The sequence below is a fragment of the Candidatus Cloacimonadota bacterium genome (assembly GCA_034722995.1).
In the GTDB taxonomy this organism is placed as follows: Bacteria; Cloacimonadota; Cloacimonadia; order JGIOTU-2; family JGIOTU-2; genus JAGMCF01.
The window spans coordinates 1-15,217 of record JAYEOL010000026.1 but is presented as its reverse complement, the minus strand read 5'-3'; the positions used below and the strand labels follow the sequence as shown (position 1 = coordinate 15,217).

12 protein-coding genes are annotated in these 15,217 nt (G+C 34.3%); all 12 read left to right on the top strand.

The annotated features are described in order from the left end of the window. Positions 1-16: 16 nt before the first annotated feature. A complete protein-coding gene (gene atpD / locus U9R23_03415; protein MEA3475479.1) occupies positions 17-1,450 on the top strand; it encodes a F0F1 ATP synthase subunit beta in 1,434 nt (477 codons plus the stop codon). A 46-nt stretch (positions 1,451-1,496) separates the two neighbouring features. After that, positions 1,497-1,907, top strand: a complete 411-nt coding sequence (atpC, locus tag U9R23_03410; protein MEA3475478.1) for an ATP synthase F1 subunit epsilon — start codon at positions 1,497-1,499, stop codon at positions 1,905-1,907. Between the two features lie 234 nt (positions 1,908-2,141). After that, positions 2,142-3,476: a putative glycoside hydrolase gene (locus tag U9R23_03405; protein ID MEA3475477.1), complete on the top strand. Its 1,335-nt coding sequence runs from the start codon at positions 2,142-2,144 to the stop codon at positions 3,474-3,476. Positions 3,477-3,778: 302 nt separating this feature from the next. Beyond that, entirely contained in the window at positions 3,779-5,947 is a 2,169-nt protein-coding gene (locus U9R23_03400) for a S9 family peptidase (protein ID MEA3475476.1), read from the top strand. 335 nt (positions 5,948-6,282) lie between these two features. Beyond that, the gene (locus tag U9R23_03395) at positions 6,283-6,798 is read left to right on the top strand and encodes an isochorismatase family cysteine hydrolase (GenBank protein MEA3475475.1); all 516 of its coding nucleotides are present in this window, start codon (positions 6,283-6,285) and stop codon (positions 6,796-6,798) included. Further along, positions 6,799-7,848 (top strand): nicotinate phosphoribosyltransferase, encoded by a 1,050-nt coding sequence (locus U9R23_03390; protein MEA3475474.1) that lies wholly within the window; start codon positions 6,799-6,801, stop codon positions 7,846-7,848. 187 nt (positions 7,849-8,035) lie between these two features. Next, positions 8,036-9,694 carry an AMP-binding protein gene (locus U9R23_03385; GenBank protein MEA3475473.1) on the top strand — a complete coding sequence of 553 codons (1,659 nt, stop codon included), beginning with the start codon at positions 8,036-8,038 and terminating at the stop codon, positions 9,692-9,694. Positions 9,695-10,183: 489 nt separating this feature from the next. Continuing rightward, on the top strand, positions 10,184-11,950 hold the full coding sequence (locus U9R23_03380; GenBank protein MEA3475472.1) for a T9SS type A sorting domain-containing protein: 1,767 nt from the start codon (positions 10,184-10,186) through the stop codon (positions 11,948-11,950). A gap of 96 nt (positions 11,951-12,046) precedes the next feature. After that, positions 12,047-12,481 carry a nucleotidyltransferase substrate binding protein gene (locus U9R23_03375; GenBank protein ID MEA3475471.1) on the top strand — a complete coding sequence of 145 codons (435 nt, stop codon included), beginning with the start codon at positions 12,047-12,049 and terminating at the stop codon, positions 12,479-12,481. 1 nt (position 12,482) lies between these two features. After that, positions 12,483-12,794, top strand: coding sequence for a nucleotidyltransferase domain-containing protein (locus U9R23_03370; protein MEA3475470.1), 312 nt, complete (start codon positions 12,483-12,485; stop codon positions 12,792-12,794). 764 nt (positions 12,795-13,558) lie between these two features. Beyond that, positions 13,559-14,023 carry a hypothetical protein gene (locus U9R23_03365; GenBank protein ID MEA3475469.1) on the top strand — a complete coding sequence of 155 codons (465 nt, stop codon included), beginning with the start codon at positions 13,559-13,561 and terminating at the stop codon, positions 14,021-14,023. Between the two features lie 184 nt (positions 14,024-14,207). Further along, on the top strand, positions 14,208-15,217 hold a 1,010-nt coding region (locus tag U9R23_03360; protein MEA3475468.1), incomplete at its 3' end, for a hypothetical protein.

Genomic DNA, 15,217 nt, shown 5'->3' with positions numbered 1-15,217 from the left:
TAACTATGAGGCAAATATGAAAACAGGCAAAATAGTCCAAATTATTGGAGCGGTGGTAGATGTTGAATTTCCAGAAGAATATCTACCTCCAATTTATACAGCATTGACAATTAAAAGACCAGATAAAAGCAAATTGGTTTTAGAGGTTCAACAACATTTAGGAGAAAATAGAGTCAGAGCTATTGCAATGGATTCTACCGATGGTTTGAAAAGAGGGGATGAAGTTTTTAATACTGAATCCCCTATTTCTGTGCCTGTTGGAAAAGAAACTCTGGGAAGACTTATAAATGTAATTGGAGAGCCAATAGATGAATTAGGAGAATTAAAGACAAAAAAAAGATATCCAATTCATAGAGAATCACCAACATTCAGTCAATTAGAAATTAAAGATGAAATTTTAGAAACAGGCATTAAAGTTATTGATTTGCTTTGTCCATATTGTAAAGGTGGGAAAACAGGACTTTTTGGCGGGGCTGGAGTTGGTAAAACAGTATTAATTATGGAACTTATTAGGAATGTTGCCACTGAACATGGCGGATACTCTGTTTTTGCCGGTGTGGGAGAAAGAACTCGCGAAGGAAATGACCTCTGGTTAGAGATGAAACATTCAGGCGTTTTAGAAAAAACAGCATTGGTTTTCGGACAGATGAATGAACCACCTGGAGCTAGATTAAGAGTTGGATTAGCTGGATTAGCTCAGGCAGAATATTTCCGTGATGAAGCAAAGCAAGATGTGTTGCTCTTTATTGATAATATTTTTAGATTTACACAAGCAGGTTCAGAAGTCTCTTCATTATTAGGAAGAATGCCTTCAGCTGTCGGATATCAACCAACTCTCTCTACAGAAATGGGTGAGTTGCAAGAGAGAATCACCTCTACAAAAGCAGGTTCTATTACATCTGTGCAAGCAATTTTCGTCCCAGCTGACGACCTGACTGACCCCGCCCCAGCTACAACCTTTGCACATCTTGATGCTATTACTGTTCTTTCGCGAAAGATCTCTGAACTTGGCTTGTACCCAGCAGTTGACCCTCTTGACTCTACATCAAGGATTTTAGACCCAAGGATTATTGGGACTGAGCATTACACTGTTGCGCGAAAAGTCCAGCAGATATTACAAAAATATCGTGAGCTCCAGGACATTATTGCAATACTTGGAATGGAGGAATTGTCTGAGGAGGATAAAATAACGGTTAATCGCGCGCGAAGAATTGAAAAGTTTCTTTCTCAACCACTTTTTGTAGCTGAAGAATTCACAAATTATAAAGGGAAATATGTCCCATTAGATGAAAATATCAAAGGTTTTAAAGGTATAGTTAATGGTGAATATGACGATATTCCCGAAAGAGCTTTCTATATGGCAGGAACGATTGATGAAGTTCTTGAAAGAGACAAAAAATTGAAATTTGTTGGGGTGAAGCGGAAATCCCGACAAGATGGGGATACTTAAAATTTGATAATAAATGTAATCTCTGTTTCAAATTATAACTGTTATTATGAACAATAATAAGAATTGTCTGCACTTAAAGATAACCACACCTCTTGGTGTCTTCTTTGAAGAAGATATAGACGAAATCGTTATTCCAGGAAGTGAAGGATACTTTGGAGTCCAGTATGGCCATACACCTTTTATAACTTCTATTATTCCAGGGATATTAACAGTTTATTATAAAGAAGCTCAGGAAAAATATTCTATACATAATGGATTTGTAATTGTTGATATTGATAAAATTAGTATATTAACAGAAATAATTGAAAGTCCGAAGGAAATAGATAAGCATAGGGCCGAAAAAGCAAAAAAACGGGCTGAAAGAAGATTAAGAGAAAAAAAGGAAGATACTGATTTTCGTAGAGCTGAAGCAGCATTACGACGAGCAGTTGCGCGATTGCAATCTGTTGAAAGATAATTTTTCTGTTTATAATTCGTTTGTTCTATAGAATATACAATTTGAAATTCTGAACTATTCCTTATAATGTTGCTCACATAAATAATGAAAATTAAGAATACTTTTAAAAATAAAAATACATATTTTGATTTTATAAATAAAATCTTTTTAATTTTCTTTTGTTTCTTTCTATTTTCAATACCTACCTATCACTCCTTTGCCGAAGAGCTACAATCAGCCCATCTCGGCTCCCCGATGAAATCGGGGAGACAAGATTCATTACTAAATTATCAAGTCCAAAAAGGCGACAATCTTTATCATATCGCAAAAAAATATTTCGCCCGAACTGATATCTGTTTCTTTGATGATTTTATTGAAGAGATAAAAAAAATAAATGAAATTCCAGAGGATAATATTCTTTTACCAGATCAAATTTTGAAAATTCCTATAAGTTCAGAAGTTGATTCTGTATTTTATCAAAAGATTCAACACAATGAATTAAGAGGTATTTATCTTAATACATACCAACTTACGACTGAAAGGCTAAAAGAAATTATTGAAAATTTTGATTCTTTGGGATTAAATGCGTTGGTTGTGGATTTTAAAAATACTCATGGTGATATATTATATCCAACGAAAAATTCATTAGCAATTGAAATAGGAGCATGTAAACCTGTAATTTCCTACCCAAACAGATTAATTTATCAGCTTCATAAACATAATATTTCACTCATTGCAAGGATAACTATATTTAAAGATACAACATTAGCAAATGCGTCTTCTATCTGGCGTGTAGAAAGGGCACCAGAAAATAAGATTGATTCTATAACTGCCGATTCATCTATTGTTGATAGTATAAAAGCTAATAAAAAAATAAAATGGGTGAATCCAAATTGTATAGAAGTTCAAAATTATAATCTTGATATCATAGAAGAGGTAATTTCATTAGGTGTTGATGAGATTCAATTAGATTATATCCGATTCCCAACTGAAACCTACTTATTATCTGCTGATTATGGAATTCCTGATTCTGTATCAAAGCAAGATGTGATTACCAATTTTGTAAAAAAGGTTTACAGTATTACAAGGAAGAATGGAATTAAATTATCTGCTGATATCTTTGGAGTTGTTGCTTTACAGAATGAGCAGGATATTATAAATACAGGACAGGACATAAAATCAATCTTACCGTATCTTGATAGAATACATCCTATGATGTATCCATCACATTTTTTTGGTGAATTTTGGAATAAGAAATATCCTGCAGATGAGCCCTATTATTTTGTGTATCGGACTTGCAAGACTCTTTTAACTCAGATTGAGCAAAAGAAAAAAATAATTCCATACTTACAGGCTTTTACTCTTGAGAGAGCATTAGTTAGTCCACTGTATATCGTTTCACAATTGCAAGCTATCAAAGATTGTGGTTTAGATTCAGGATATTTATTATGGAATGCATCTGGAAATTACGATTCTACTTGGAAAGCACTTAATCTATGGAATTCAAAAACCAATTCCCAATTATCCCCGAAATTCCCAAATAGATTGGGGGGATACGAATACAATAAAATTGATAAGGATGATAGATAATCTTATTACAGAGTGCATAAAACTGTTTTGCATCTATGTTCAATACATGATACCAAATAAAGGTGGAGTGCTGAAACGAGTCCTGTGTAATAGCGAAGCGTTTTATATTACACGGGACGAACTTTCAGTCCCGACAAATCGGGACGAAAAGTTCTCCCTCCCGATATATCGGAAGGGCTCGTTTTCGCACTCCACTGTAATCCGTAAAATAAAGTAAACCCCGTTGGATACAAAATGTTATCCTACGGGGTAAACTATATTATGCTCCTTGTAGTAGGTATTTAAAAATAAAGGTTAATTAAATGAAATACAAGAAAAATTTCTTAATCAATGTTTTGTTTGGGGTGTTTATTTCTCTCATAATTCTTATATTATCCTGTGCAGAAAGCAATCATTTTGAGTCACAAAAATTTATTCTTAATGAAAAACCTAAACCACCTATTGCAAAAGTTATTTCTCATAAGACGGTTATTCATGGCGACACACTCTTGGATAACTATTATTGGTTAAAGGATAAAACAAGAACAGATACAGAAGTAATTGAGTATATTAATGCAGAAAATGAATACACTGAAAAAATGCTTAAACATACTGAGAGTTTACAGGAAACATTATTTGATGAAATAGTGAGTAGAATCCAAGAAACAGATTTAAGCGTTCCAACAAAAATTGATGATTACTATTATTACACAAAAAGAGAAAAGGGAAAGCAATATTGGGTATATTGTAGAAAGAAAGAAAGCTTAGAAGCTGAAGAAGAAATTGTTCTTGATGCAAATGAACTTGGGAAAGGTCATAGTTATTTCTCGGTGGGTGGAATGAAATTAAGCTCTAATCACCAGTACTTAGCTTATTCTGTTGATACAACTGGAGACGAGAAATATACTCTTTACATTAAAGATTTGAAATCAAGTGAACTTTTAGAAGACAAGACTTACCCTGTTTGTAGTATAGTTTGGGCAAATGACAGCAGAACTCTTTTCTATACTATTGAAGATGAATCAGGTAGAGCTGATAAACTTTACCGCCATACTTTAGGAACTAATACAGAAAACGATGATTTAATATATCAAGAAGGAGACAATGCTTTTGATGTGTGGATTTATAAATCTAGAAGTAAGGAATATTTGATATTAACAACCGGAAGTGAAACTACTTATGAAATTAGATATTTGAAAGCGAATAATCCTTTTGATGAATTTCAAATAATCCAACCAAGAGAAAGAGGTCATAGATATTATGTTTGTCCCCATATTAATAAATTTTTTATCGTGTCTAATGATAATGCAAAAAACTATAAAGTAATGATGACATCGGTACAACATCCAGGGAAAGAAAATTGGGAAGAATTTATAGCCCCTCGGGATTCTGTTTCTATTGATATTGATGTATTCAAAAATTATATGGTAATTTATGAAAGAGTAAATGCTTTAGAAAAAATTAGAATTTTGAATCTAAGTACAAATGAAGACTATTATATAGATTTTCCTGAACCAATTTATACTATTTATTCTGGTAGAAATCCGAATTTTGATACCCATATTTTTAGATTTACTTATGAATCTATGGTCATGCCTTATTCTGTTTACGACTATAATATGAAAACCAGAGAAAAAGAATTGAAAAAACAACAAGAAGTTCTTGGTGGATATGATGCTTCTCTTTATAAATCAGAAAGAATTTTTGCACAAGCTAAAGATAGCACACTGATACCTATTTCTTTGGGTTATAAAAAAGACTTATTTAAGAAAAATGGGGGAAACCCATTACTTCTATATGCTTATGGTTCTTATGGAGATTGTAGCGAGCCATATTTTTCTTCTATTCGTTTAAGCCTCTTAGATAGAGATTTTGTTTATGCAATCGCACATGTCAGAGGAGGAGGAGAATTAGGCGAAGAATGGTATGAGCAAGGGAAATTGCTTAATAAGAAAAATACATTTACTGATTTTATTGCTTGTGCAGAATATTTAATTGAAGAACAATACACAAGTAAGAAAAAATTAGTTATTGAAGGAGCAAGTGCGGGGGGTTTATTAATTGGAGCGGTAACAAATATGAGACCAGATTTATTTGAAGTTGTGATAGCAGATGTTCCTGCTGTAGATGTAATTAATACAATGCTTGACACTTCATTAGGCGGCGTTGAATGGCACTATGACGAATTGGGCAATCCAAATGATAAAGAATATTTTGACTATATGAAATCATACTGCCCATACCAAAATGTTGAAGCGAAAGGATATCCCAATATGCTTGTTTTAGCAGGATTTTATGACCCGAGAGTCAACTATTGGGAACCTGCGAAATGGGTTGCGAAACTCAGAGCTTTAAAAACCAATGATAATATTTTGCTTTTAAAGACTGATATGTCTTCAGGTCATGGAGGTGCATCAGGACGGTATGATTTTTATAAAGAAATTGCATTAAAATATGCTTTTATTTTTAATATTTTAGGAATTGAAAGATAGAAATCTTGAGTTATTACTGGGTGCATAAAACTGTTTGCATCTATCTTCAATACATGATACTGAGTGAAAGTGGAGTGCTGAAACGAGGATTCCCGATTTATCGTGAATACGAACTTTCAGTATATTGCATAGGCGAAAAGTTCCTTGCGATTTCATCGCAACTCGTTTTCGCACTCCATTATAATTCTTAGAAATAAAGTTTACCCCGTAGGATACAAAATGTTATCCTACGGGGTAAACTTTATTATGCTCTTAGTAGTAAGTCCGAAGAACTTGACTTAAGTTCGAGTGTAAAATAATAAAATACACAAATTAATTATATTGGAGGTTTTACTATGAAAGTACTTTTGGTAATAGATATGCTCTATGATTTTGTAAATGAGAATGGGGCGTTATATTGCGGACCAGAGGCAAAGAAAATCGTTCCATTTATAAAAAGTAAAATTGATGAATATCACAAAAACGGGAACGAAGTAATATTTATATGTGATTCTCATACTAAAGATGATCCAGAATTTAAGATGTTTCCTCCACATTGTATAAAAGGCACCAAAGGTGCTGAAATTATTGATGAACTTCCTAAAGTAAGGGATGATGTTATCATTAAGAAGAGAAGATATAGTGGATTTTATGGCACCAATCTTGATAGAATTCTTGAGGACATCAGTCCTGAAAGTGTTGAGGTAGTTGGAGTCTGTACATCAATCTGTGTGATGGATACAGTAGGCGGATTGAGTAATCGTGAAATACCTGTAACAGTATACAAAAAAGGGGTCGTAGACTTTGATAAGGAAATGCATGAATTTTCTTTAAAAAGAATGGAAAAAATTTATAATGCAGAGGTAGTATAAATGACTAAAAAGAGATTAAATCCTGCTGTGTTTAGTATTCCTGTTACTAAGATAAAAAGCGGATGGTATAGCGATAAATATTTTGTAAGAACAAGAGAAATTCTTAAAGCAGACAATCATCATCCTAAAGTACTTATGCAAGTTTGGTGTCGGAAGGATGGTGTGCTATGCGGAATTGACGAGGCGATTGCAATATTAAAACTATGTGCTGATAAGCCAGATGAATTAGTTATAAAGGCATTATATGATGGTGATGAAGTAAAAGCTGGTGAAACTGTAATGACAATAGAAGGAGATTATTCCACTTTTGCACATCTTGAAACAGTTTATTTAGGTGTTATGGCAAGACCCACATCAGTTGCGACAGCTGTAAACAAAGTGGTAAAGGCCGCCTCGGGCAAGCAAATTCTATTCTTTCCAGCACGATTTGACCATTATCGTATACAAGCAACCGACGGATATGCCGCTTATATGTCAGGGGCTTTAGGAGTCTCTACCGACGAACAAACTGCCTGGTGGGGTGGGGAAGCATTAGGTACTGTGCCTCACGGATTAATAGCCGCTTATAATGGCAATACCGTAGCAGCAGCAAGAGCCTTTGATAAATATATACCAGGAGATGTGAAAAGGATTGTACTTGTTGATTTTGATAATGATTGTATTGGAACTTCTCTGAAAGTAGCAAAAGCACTTGGTAAAAAATTATGGGGGGTTCGCTTTGATACTGCAAGAGATTTAAGGGATAAATCAGTAACAGGGACAAAAGAAGATTCTTATGGGGTTTCTGTTGAGCTTTGCCATAAAGCGAGAAAAACATTTGATAAAGCAGGATTTAATTTCATTAAAATTGTTATCTCAGGTGGATTTGATGAGGAAAGAATTAAAAAATTTATTAAAGAAAAAGTCCCTTTTGATGCAATCGGTGTGGGCTCTGCATTGTTCAAAGAGAAAATAGATTTTACCGCCGATATTGTAAAAGTAAGCGGAAAACCCTGTGCAAAAGTTGGAAGACAATATAATCCAAATCCAAGATTAGAACTTGTAAGATAAATCTGCTTTGAAACTACGAATACATACAGATATGTGGAAGTAAAAAACGGTTACATTATAAAAGATTAGATTCAAATTTATTGACAATATGAATTGATTATTTCATTATTAAGAATAATTAGAAATATTATCAATTACTTTCTTATTTGTAAATTGGTAAAATAAAGGTTGCAAGGAGGAAAATTCTATGTTAAAGGAAAATTTGGTTAAACAATTTGAAATAAGCATGAAAAACAATTGGGATACACCTGCACTTTCTGATTTTAATGGCAAAAGTTTAAGTTATGGAGAAGTAGCTGAAAATATTATCTGGCTGCATTACATTTTTGAAAAGGCTCAGATTAAAAAAGGAGATAAAATTGCTCTCATAGGCAAAAATTCTGTTAATTGGGCTGTAACATATCTAGCAACTATTACCTATGGAGCTGTGATTGTTCCAATATTGCCTGATTTTCATGCCGATGATGTTCATCATATTGTGAATCATTCAGATTCAGTTTTGCTTTTTGCTTTAGAGAGTATTTATGAAAAACTTGATGAGACCAAAATGCAGAATTTGGAAGCAATTTTTTCACTTGAGGATTTTAAATTGTTTTATTATAAAAAGAAGGGTCTTGTCCCAATAGTTGAGAAATCAAAGGATAATTTTTTGGATAAGTATGATGGCTCTCTTATTGCAGAGAAACTTTCTTTTCCAGAAATTAGTAATAATGAACTTGCAGAAATTGTTTATACTTCAGGCACAACAGGTTTTTCTAAAGGAGTTATGCTGCCACACAATAGTTTAATTGCGAATGTAATATATGCTCAGAATCATATGGATTTGAAGCCCGGCGACACCATTGCTTCATTCTTGCCCATTGCTCATACTTTTGGGTGTGCCTTTGAATTTTTATTCCCTTTTAGTATAGGTTGCCACATTACCTTTTTAGGTAAAATACCTTCTCCCAAAATAATATTACAAGCGTTTAAACAAGTCCGTCCGCGTTTGATTTTATCGGTTCCACTTGTGCTTGAAAAAATTTATGACAAACAAATTAAGGCTGCTTTAGATAAAGGTGTAGTGAAGATATTAATCAAAGCTCCATTATTAAAAAATCTTATATATAAAAAGGTCTGTAATAAATTGGTGGAAGCTTTTGGCGGAAATTTTAAGGAAATTGTTATTGGTGGAGCTGCTCTAAATGAAAAAGTAGAAACATTTCTAAAAATGATAGGCTTCCCCGTTACTGTAGGTTATGGATTAACAGAATGTGGTCCCCTGGTAAGTTATACTCCCTGGGATGAGCATAAAACATCTTCCGTAGGTAAAATTGTTGATACATTAGAAGTAAGAATTGATTCTGATGACCAGCAAAAAATCGTTGGAGAAATCTTAGTTCGGGGTGAAAATGTGATGTTAGGTTACTATAAAAATGAAGAAGCAACGAATGAGGCAATTGATAAAGATGGATGGCTACATACAGGAGACCTGGGAGTAGTTGATGAGGATGGTTTTATTTTTATAAAAGGAAGATGTAAGAGTATGATTTTGGGACCTTCAGGACAAAATATCTATCCAGAAGAGATAGAAGCAAAACTTAACAATTTACCATTTATACAGGAATCACTCGTGGTTCAAAAGAATAAAAAACTCATTGCATTGATTTATCCTGATTTAGAATTAGCAGATGCTAAAGGAATTAACGAAAAAAAGTTAACAGTGAGAATGGAGGAAAACCGAAAATTTATAAATCACCAATTACCTCCTTACTGCCCAATTACAAAAATTGAACTGTCGCCAGAAGAGTTTGAAAAAACACCAACCAAAAAGGTGAAAAGGTATTTATACACTTTATCTACCTAAAAGTTGTTTTGAAACTGTTAATAATGAATTGATTGTAAAGCTCATTGAAAATTAGTTACTATTAGGCGCATAATATAGTTTACTTTATTAAAAGGAGCCGTCAGGGACCACTCCCTGACGATGGCAAAATTTTGTTGAAAAGAGCAATTGGGGTGTTCGCCACAGATTGGTCCGTGACGACTCTGTAAAACAAGCACTTCCAATATATTGGGAGGGAGAACTTTTCGTCCCGATTTGTCGGGACTGAAAGTTCCTCCCGAATCCCCGATTGGATCGGGGACGGGACTCGTTTCAGCACTCCGTTTTTATTCAGTATCATGTATTGGAAATAAATGCAAACAGTTTTATGCACTCAGTAATAAGTAACAAAGATTTGGACACTCAATCAACAGAATAAATTTGTTTATGTTTCTAAATTTAAAAAAGTTGACAAGTTTCAGCATATTATGAAATTATACTATAAATAAAATAACTTAATAGGAGAAAGACATGAAAAAATATTTATTCAGTTGTTTAATATTTATTTTGTTGATTCCTTCATTCTTAATTGCTCAAGAAGGATTACCAAATTTGATTGGTATTGCCAATGCCAGCAATTCAGGAAATTCCTCAGATGACAGAGATTTAAGATTAAATCCACCCCAAAATTTACAAGCAGTAGTTACTGGAAATGATGTAGCATTAACCTGGGACTCACCTGAGGGTGTTGATCTTAAGCGTGATTTGATTAGATACAATCTGTACAGGAATCATAATATAATTGCGGTTGTTTATCATCCGACAACTTATTTCAATGATAATGACCTTGATAATGGAGTTTATGTATATTATGTAACCGCTGTTTACGACCAAGGAGAATCAGACCCATCAAATACGGTTAGTGTTGTATTAGGAGATAATCCATCAGCGATGATTCCAGACATTCCAGCACATTCTGCTACAGATATTTCTATTCCTTTAACAGTAAATGGATTAATTAATTTCTTTGCAATGAATATTACTATAGAATTTAATGAAAGTATATTAGATTCTGCTGACGCTACATTAATAGGAGGCATATTAGAAAATGAGGATTATGATTTGGAAGTAAACACAAGTGTTGATGGAGTGATTGGACTTCAATTTAATGCAAATGCAGATTGGTTTACTGGCAGTGGAGTAGTTGCATATCTTGAGTTTTATGTTGTAGGTAGCAGTGATGATTCTACTCCTTTAACTTTTACTCAATTTGATGTAAATGAAGTCAGTTTTTTGGATGATGTAACAAACGGAAGTGTTGATATCTGGGGAAATCCATCAGCTATTCTACCAGATACCCTTACTTCACCTGATACAGATATTTCTATTCCTTTAACAGTTTCCAGCCTGATAAATTTAAGCGAAATGAACATAATTATTGAATTTAACGACAATGTAATAGGTTCGCCAGATGCTACTTTAATGGGTGGAATATTAGAAAGTGAGAATTACGATTTGAATGTGGACACAAGTGTTGATGGAGTAGTTGAGCTTGTGTTTATTGCCAATGAGGATTTGTTTACCGGCAGCGGAATAGTCGCATATCTTGGATTTACAGTTATTGGTATTTGTGGTGATTCAACTTCACTCATATTTACCCAATGTGATGTGAATAATATTAATTATTTAACTGATGTTGTAAATGGTAGTGTTAGAATTCCTTTTCCCTCACCACAAAATTTACAAGCAGATGTTAGTGGTAACGATGTATTACTGAGTTGGGAGCCACCTGAACCTATTCCTACCAGTGATTTACTTATGTATAAAGTTTATAGAAACGATTATTTAATCGCAGTAGTATATATTCCGGCAACAGAATTTAATGATATTGGACTTGAGAATGGAACCTATAATTATTATGTGACCGCAGTTTATGAGGATGGTGAATCAGACCCATCTAATTTAGTGGAGGTTACTATACCTTGTGTAGGTGTTAATGATGAGATAACAGATTCGCATCCGATTTTACTTAAGCAAAATTATCCCAATCCCTTCAGCACATCTACCACAATCTCTTTTTCAGCCACAGATTTACACAGATCGGCACAGATAAAGATTTATAACATAAAAGGTCAGTTAGTTAAGAATTTCGAATTCCGAATTCCGAACTCTGAACTTATAAAAGTTGTCTGGGATGGAAGAGATGAGAATGGAAAAGAACTATCTAATGGAATATATTTCTATAAATTATCTACTGAAGATAAGACTATAGTAAAGAGGATGATTATTTTGAGATGATGAAATCTTTGCGAAAGTTTCCCCCGATTTAATATAGGATTCGCGAAGTTAAATAAATTTGACAAAGAAAAAATTATTTGAATAAGATGTAAAATTATGGAATTTAAAGATATTAGATGGGAACAACGATTTTCAAATTATCAAAAGGCACTATTTCAGCTTAATAAATTTATTGATAAAGGTAAACTCTCTGAACTTGAAAAACAAGGACTGATAAAATCTTTTGAATATACTTATGAACTCGCATGGAATACAATAAAGGATTTTTTAGAATACCAGGGAATTACAGATATAATTGGTTCACGAGATACTTTTAGAGAAGCTTTTAAAGTTGGAATAATTACAGATGCTGAAACCTGGATAGATATGCTAAAAAGTAGAAATAGAACTTCACATACTTACAATGAAGAAATTGCTAATGAGATATGTAATTCAATTGTTGATAAATATTTTTCTCTTTTTGTTGAATTAAAGGATAAAATAAAGCAACATCAAAGAAATTCAGAACAAACAATTTTTGATAAGGCTTAATATGCGTTTTGGGTTAAAGGAAAATATAATAAACCAAATTAATTCTGTATTTGAGAAAAGTAAATGTGTTGAAAAAGTGATTATTTATGGTTCAAGAGCTAAAGGGAATTATAAACCTAATTCTGATATTGATCTTACATTAATAGGTAAGAAAATAAATCTTCAGGAATTAAATAAAATTGATTTGTTGCTGGATGATCTCCTTTTTCCCTGGATTTTTGATTTGTCAATTTATCATTATATTCATAATCCCGCTCTGATTGAACATATCAATAGAAAGGGAAAAGTTTTATTTTCAGTAAAAAATAAATAAAAGAATTATTGGACTAAGTTCCTGAAATTCCTATAATAAAGTACAGGATAAGCAAGGAGAAACCTGTCGTGGCGTAGCAGCTGCCGAGCGTTATGAGCAACTTAATGTTTGGGAAAAAAATTTGACAAAAGTAAATAAGAATAATTATTTTGCATTTAAGTTTTTTGGGAAAAATATTATGAAATATATGAATGAATGTAATTTTGCTGGAGGTTGTTAAAACTATGACTTAGCTAATATAAAGAATTTAAATTTCGCAGAATTTTTATTTGTTCTAACCTGAAATTCGCCAAATTTTTAAGCCAAGCAGAGTAAATAGGAAGGCTGCGTCCCTTGTGGGACGCACTTTCTTATGTCTTGCTTGGCGGGTGTTTGGCGATACCTCAGGTTAGGTCGTAATGGAAGTTGCGTCCTTTTTTGTTCTCATAAACTTTGCGAATCCCCAATTAAATTGGGGATCAAACTTTCGCAAAGATAGTAACTTCCAAAATAGATTGTAAAATTAAAATAAGTAGGTTGAATAGGTTGAGATGTTAACTTCTAAGATAGGTAACCCCTCCCCGATCATCCCCGCGTCCGCGGGGACGGGGATGACATCGGGAATTGGACTTTAATGTCATTGATAGGTAGTCCTGACAAGTTCCCAAAGGAAGATTAAATCAGGACAATAAGATGTTAACCAATAAAAATATGGGTTCTGCTTATATCCTATAAGATATGAATTTTGTAGAGCCCAAATTACAAAAAGAAAGAAGGAGAACAAAATGAAAGGAAAAATTGCAACAATGATGATGGCACTGGTCACAATCGCATTATTGGTCGGTTGTGCAGGGGTGCCAAAAGTAGGGCTTCCAGGAGCAAAAGGTGTAGAGAAGAAGGCACTCACAAAACCCACAGTTGAAGTACTGGAAGTTAAGATGGAGAAAACATCTATGGAGAAGGATGCATTAGATAATTTGGTTATAACAGGAAAGGCTATTTATCATCCTGCTAAGGTGGGTGCCAAGGCATTCAAGGACTACACGTGGGATATTAGTTTTGGAGTATATGATGCGGCCGGTAACAAATTATTCAAAGTAGGTGCCGATTGTGGTGAATACGGGAAAGAAGAGAATGTAAAGCCTAATGAACCATTCCCTTTTAAAGGTGAGACAGGTTCTGCATATGTAGGCTATAATAAATTCCTTAAAGCCAAAACAGTCAAAGTGGAACGATTTGTGGCTTATTAATAGTTTCCAAAGTATAGGATAAATGGGACGAAAGTGAGCCGCAAGTTCGGTAAACAAAATGTCGCCGCATCGCCTAACACGGGCATCGCGGCTCACTCGGTTCGCCAAAATGCCTTCGCACTTCGCAAAGCCCGGGAACGTTATATGAAATTGTCCCTAGGCGGTTTAAAGAAAGGAGGAAGACATGAAAAGGTTATTATTAGTTAGTGTCTTTGCTTTACTGGTGATTTTGCCAATTAAGGCATGGGCACAGTGGGAGACTGGATTTGTGGATACTACAGGAACAGTTGGTAAGAAGTGTGCTATTGCTGTAGATGGAACAGGAAATCCCCATATTAGTTACAGGGATGGTACCATTGGCTGGCGACTCAAATATGCCCAATGGGATGGTTCAGAATGGCAGATAGCATTCGTTGAGACCACCGAAAGTGTTTATGGGGTAACTTCTATTGCCCTTGATGGCGCTGGGAATCCCCACATTGCCTTTGAAAAAGGCTTTTGGTACGGTGCCCAGCTCTGGCATGCTTGGTGGGATGGTTCAACATGGCAACAGGAAGGGGTAGATTCTTTACCTTATAATGGAGATGTGGGTGAATGGAATTCTATAGCATTTGATACAGACGGCTATCCTCATATTGCATATACATATTATACTAATGATGGAGATTGCTATCTAAGACATGCTTACAAGGATGCATCAGGCTGGCATCATCAGGTTGCTGATAGTCTACTCGGCGATGAATTCCAATTTGTTTCCATGGCTTTAGACGATAATAATAATCCCCATATAAGTTACCGTGATTGGAGTGTATATGATTTGAAATATGCCTGGCTTGAGGCTGGAACACTTGATACAGTCTGGACAAAATCCTATGGAGGAAGTCAAGGTGATGGTGCAAGTGGTGTTCAGATAATTGATGGTGGGTATCTAATTGTTGGAACCACAAGGTCTTTTGGTGCAGGAAATGAAGACTTATGGCTTATAAGAGTAAATGAACAGGGTGATACCTCGTGGACAAATACTTATGGTGGTTGGGGAAATGATAGGCATAAGGGGGGTATGGAAAAGACCTCTGATGGTGGATATATCATTGGTGGAACGACACACTCGTTTTCTCCTGATGGGACACATGCAATGTGGCTGGTTAAGTTGGACTCTACTGGAAGTATTCAATGGGATAAAAGTTTCTCAAC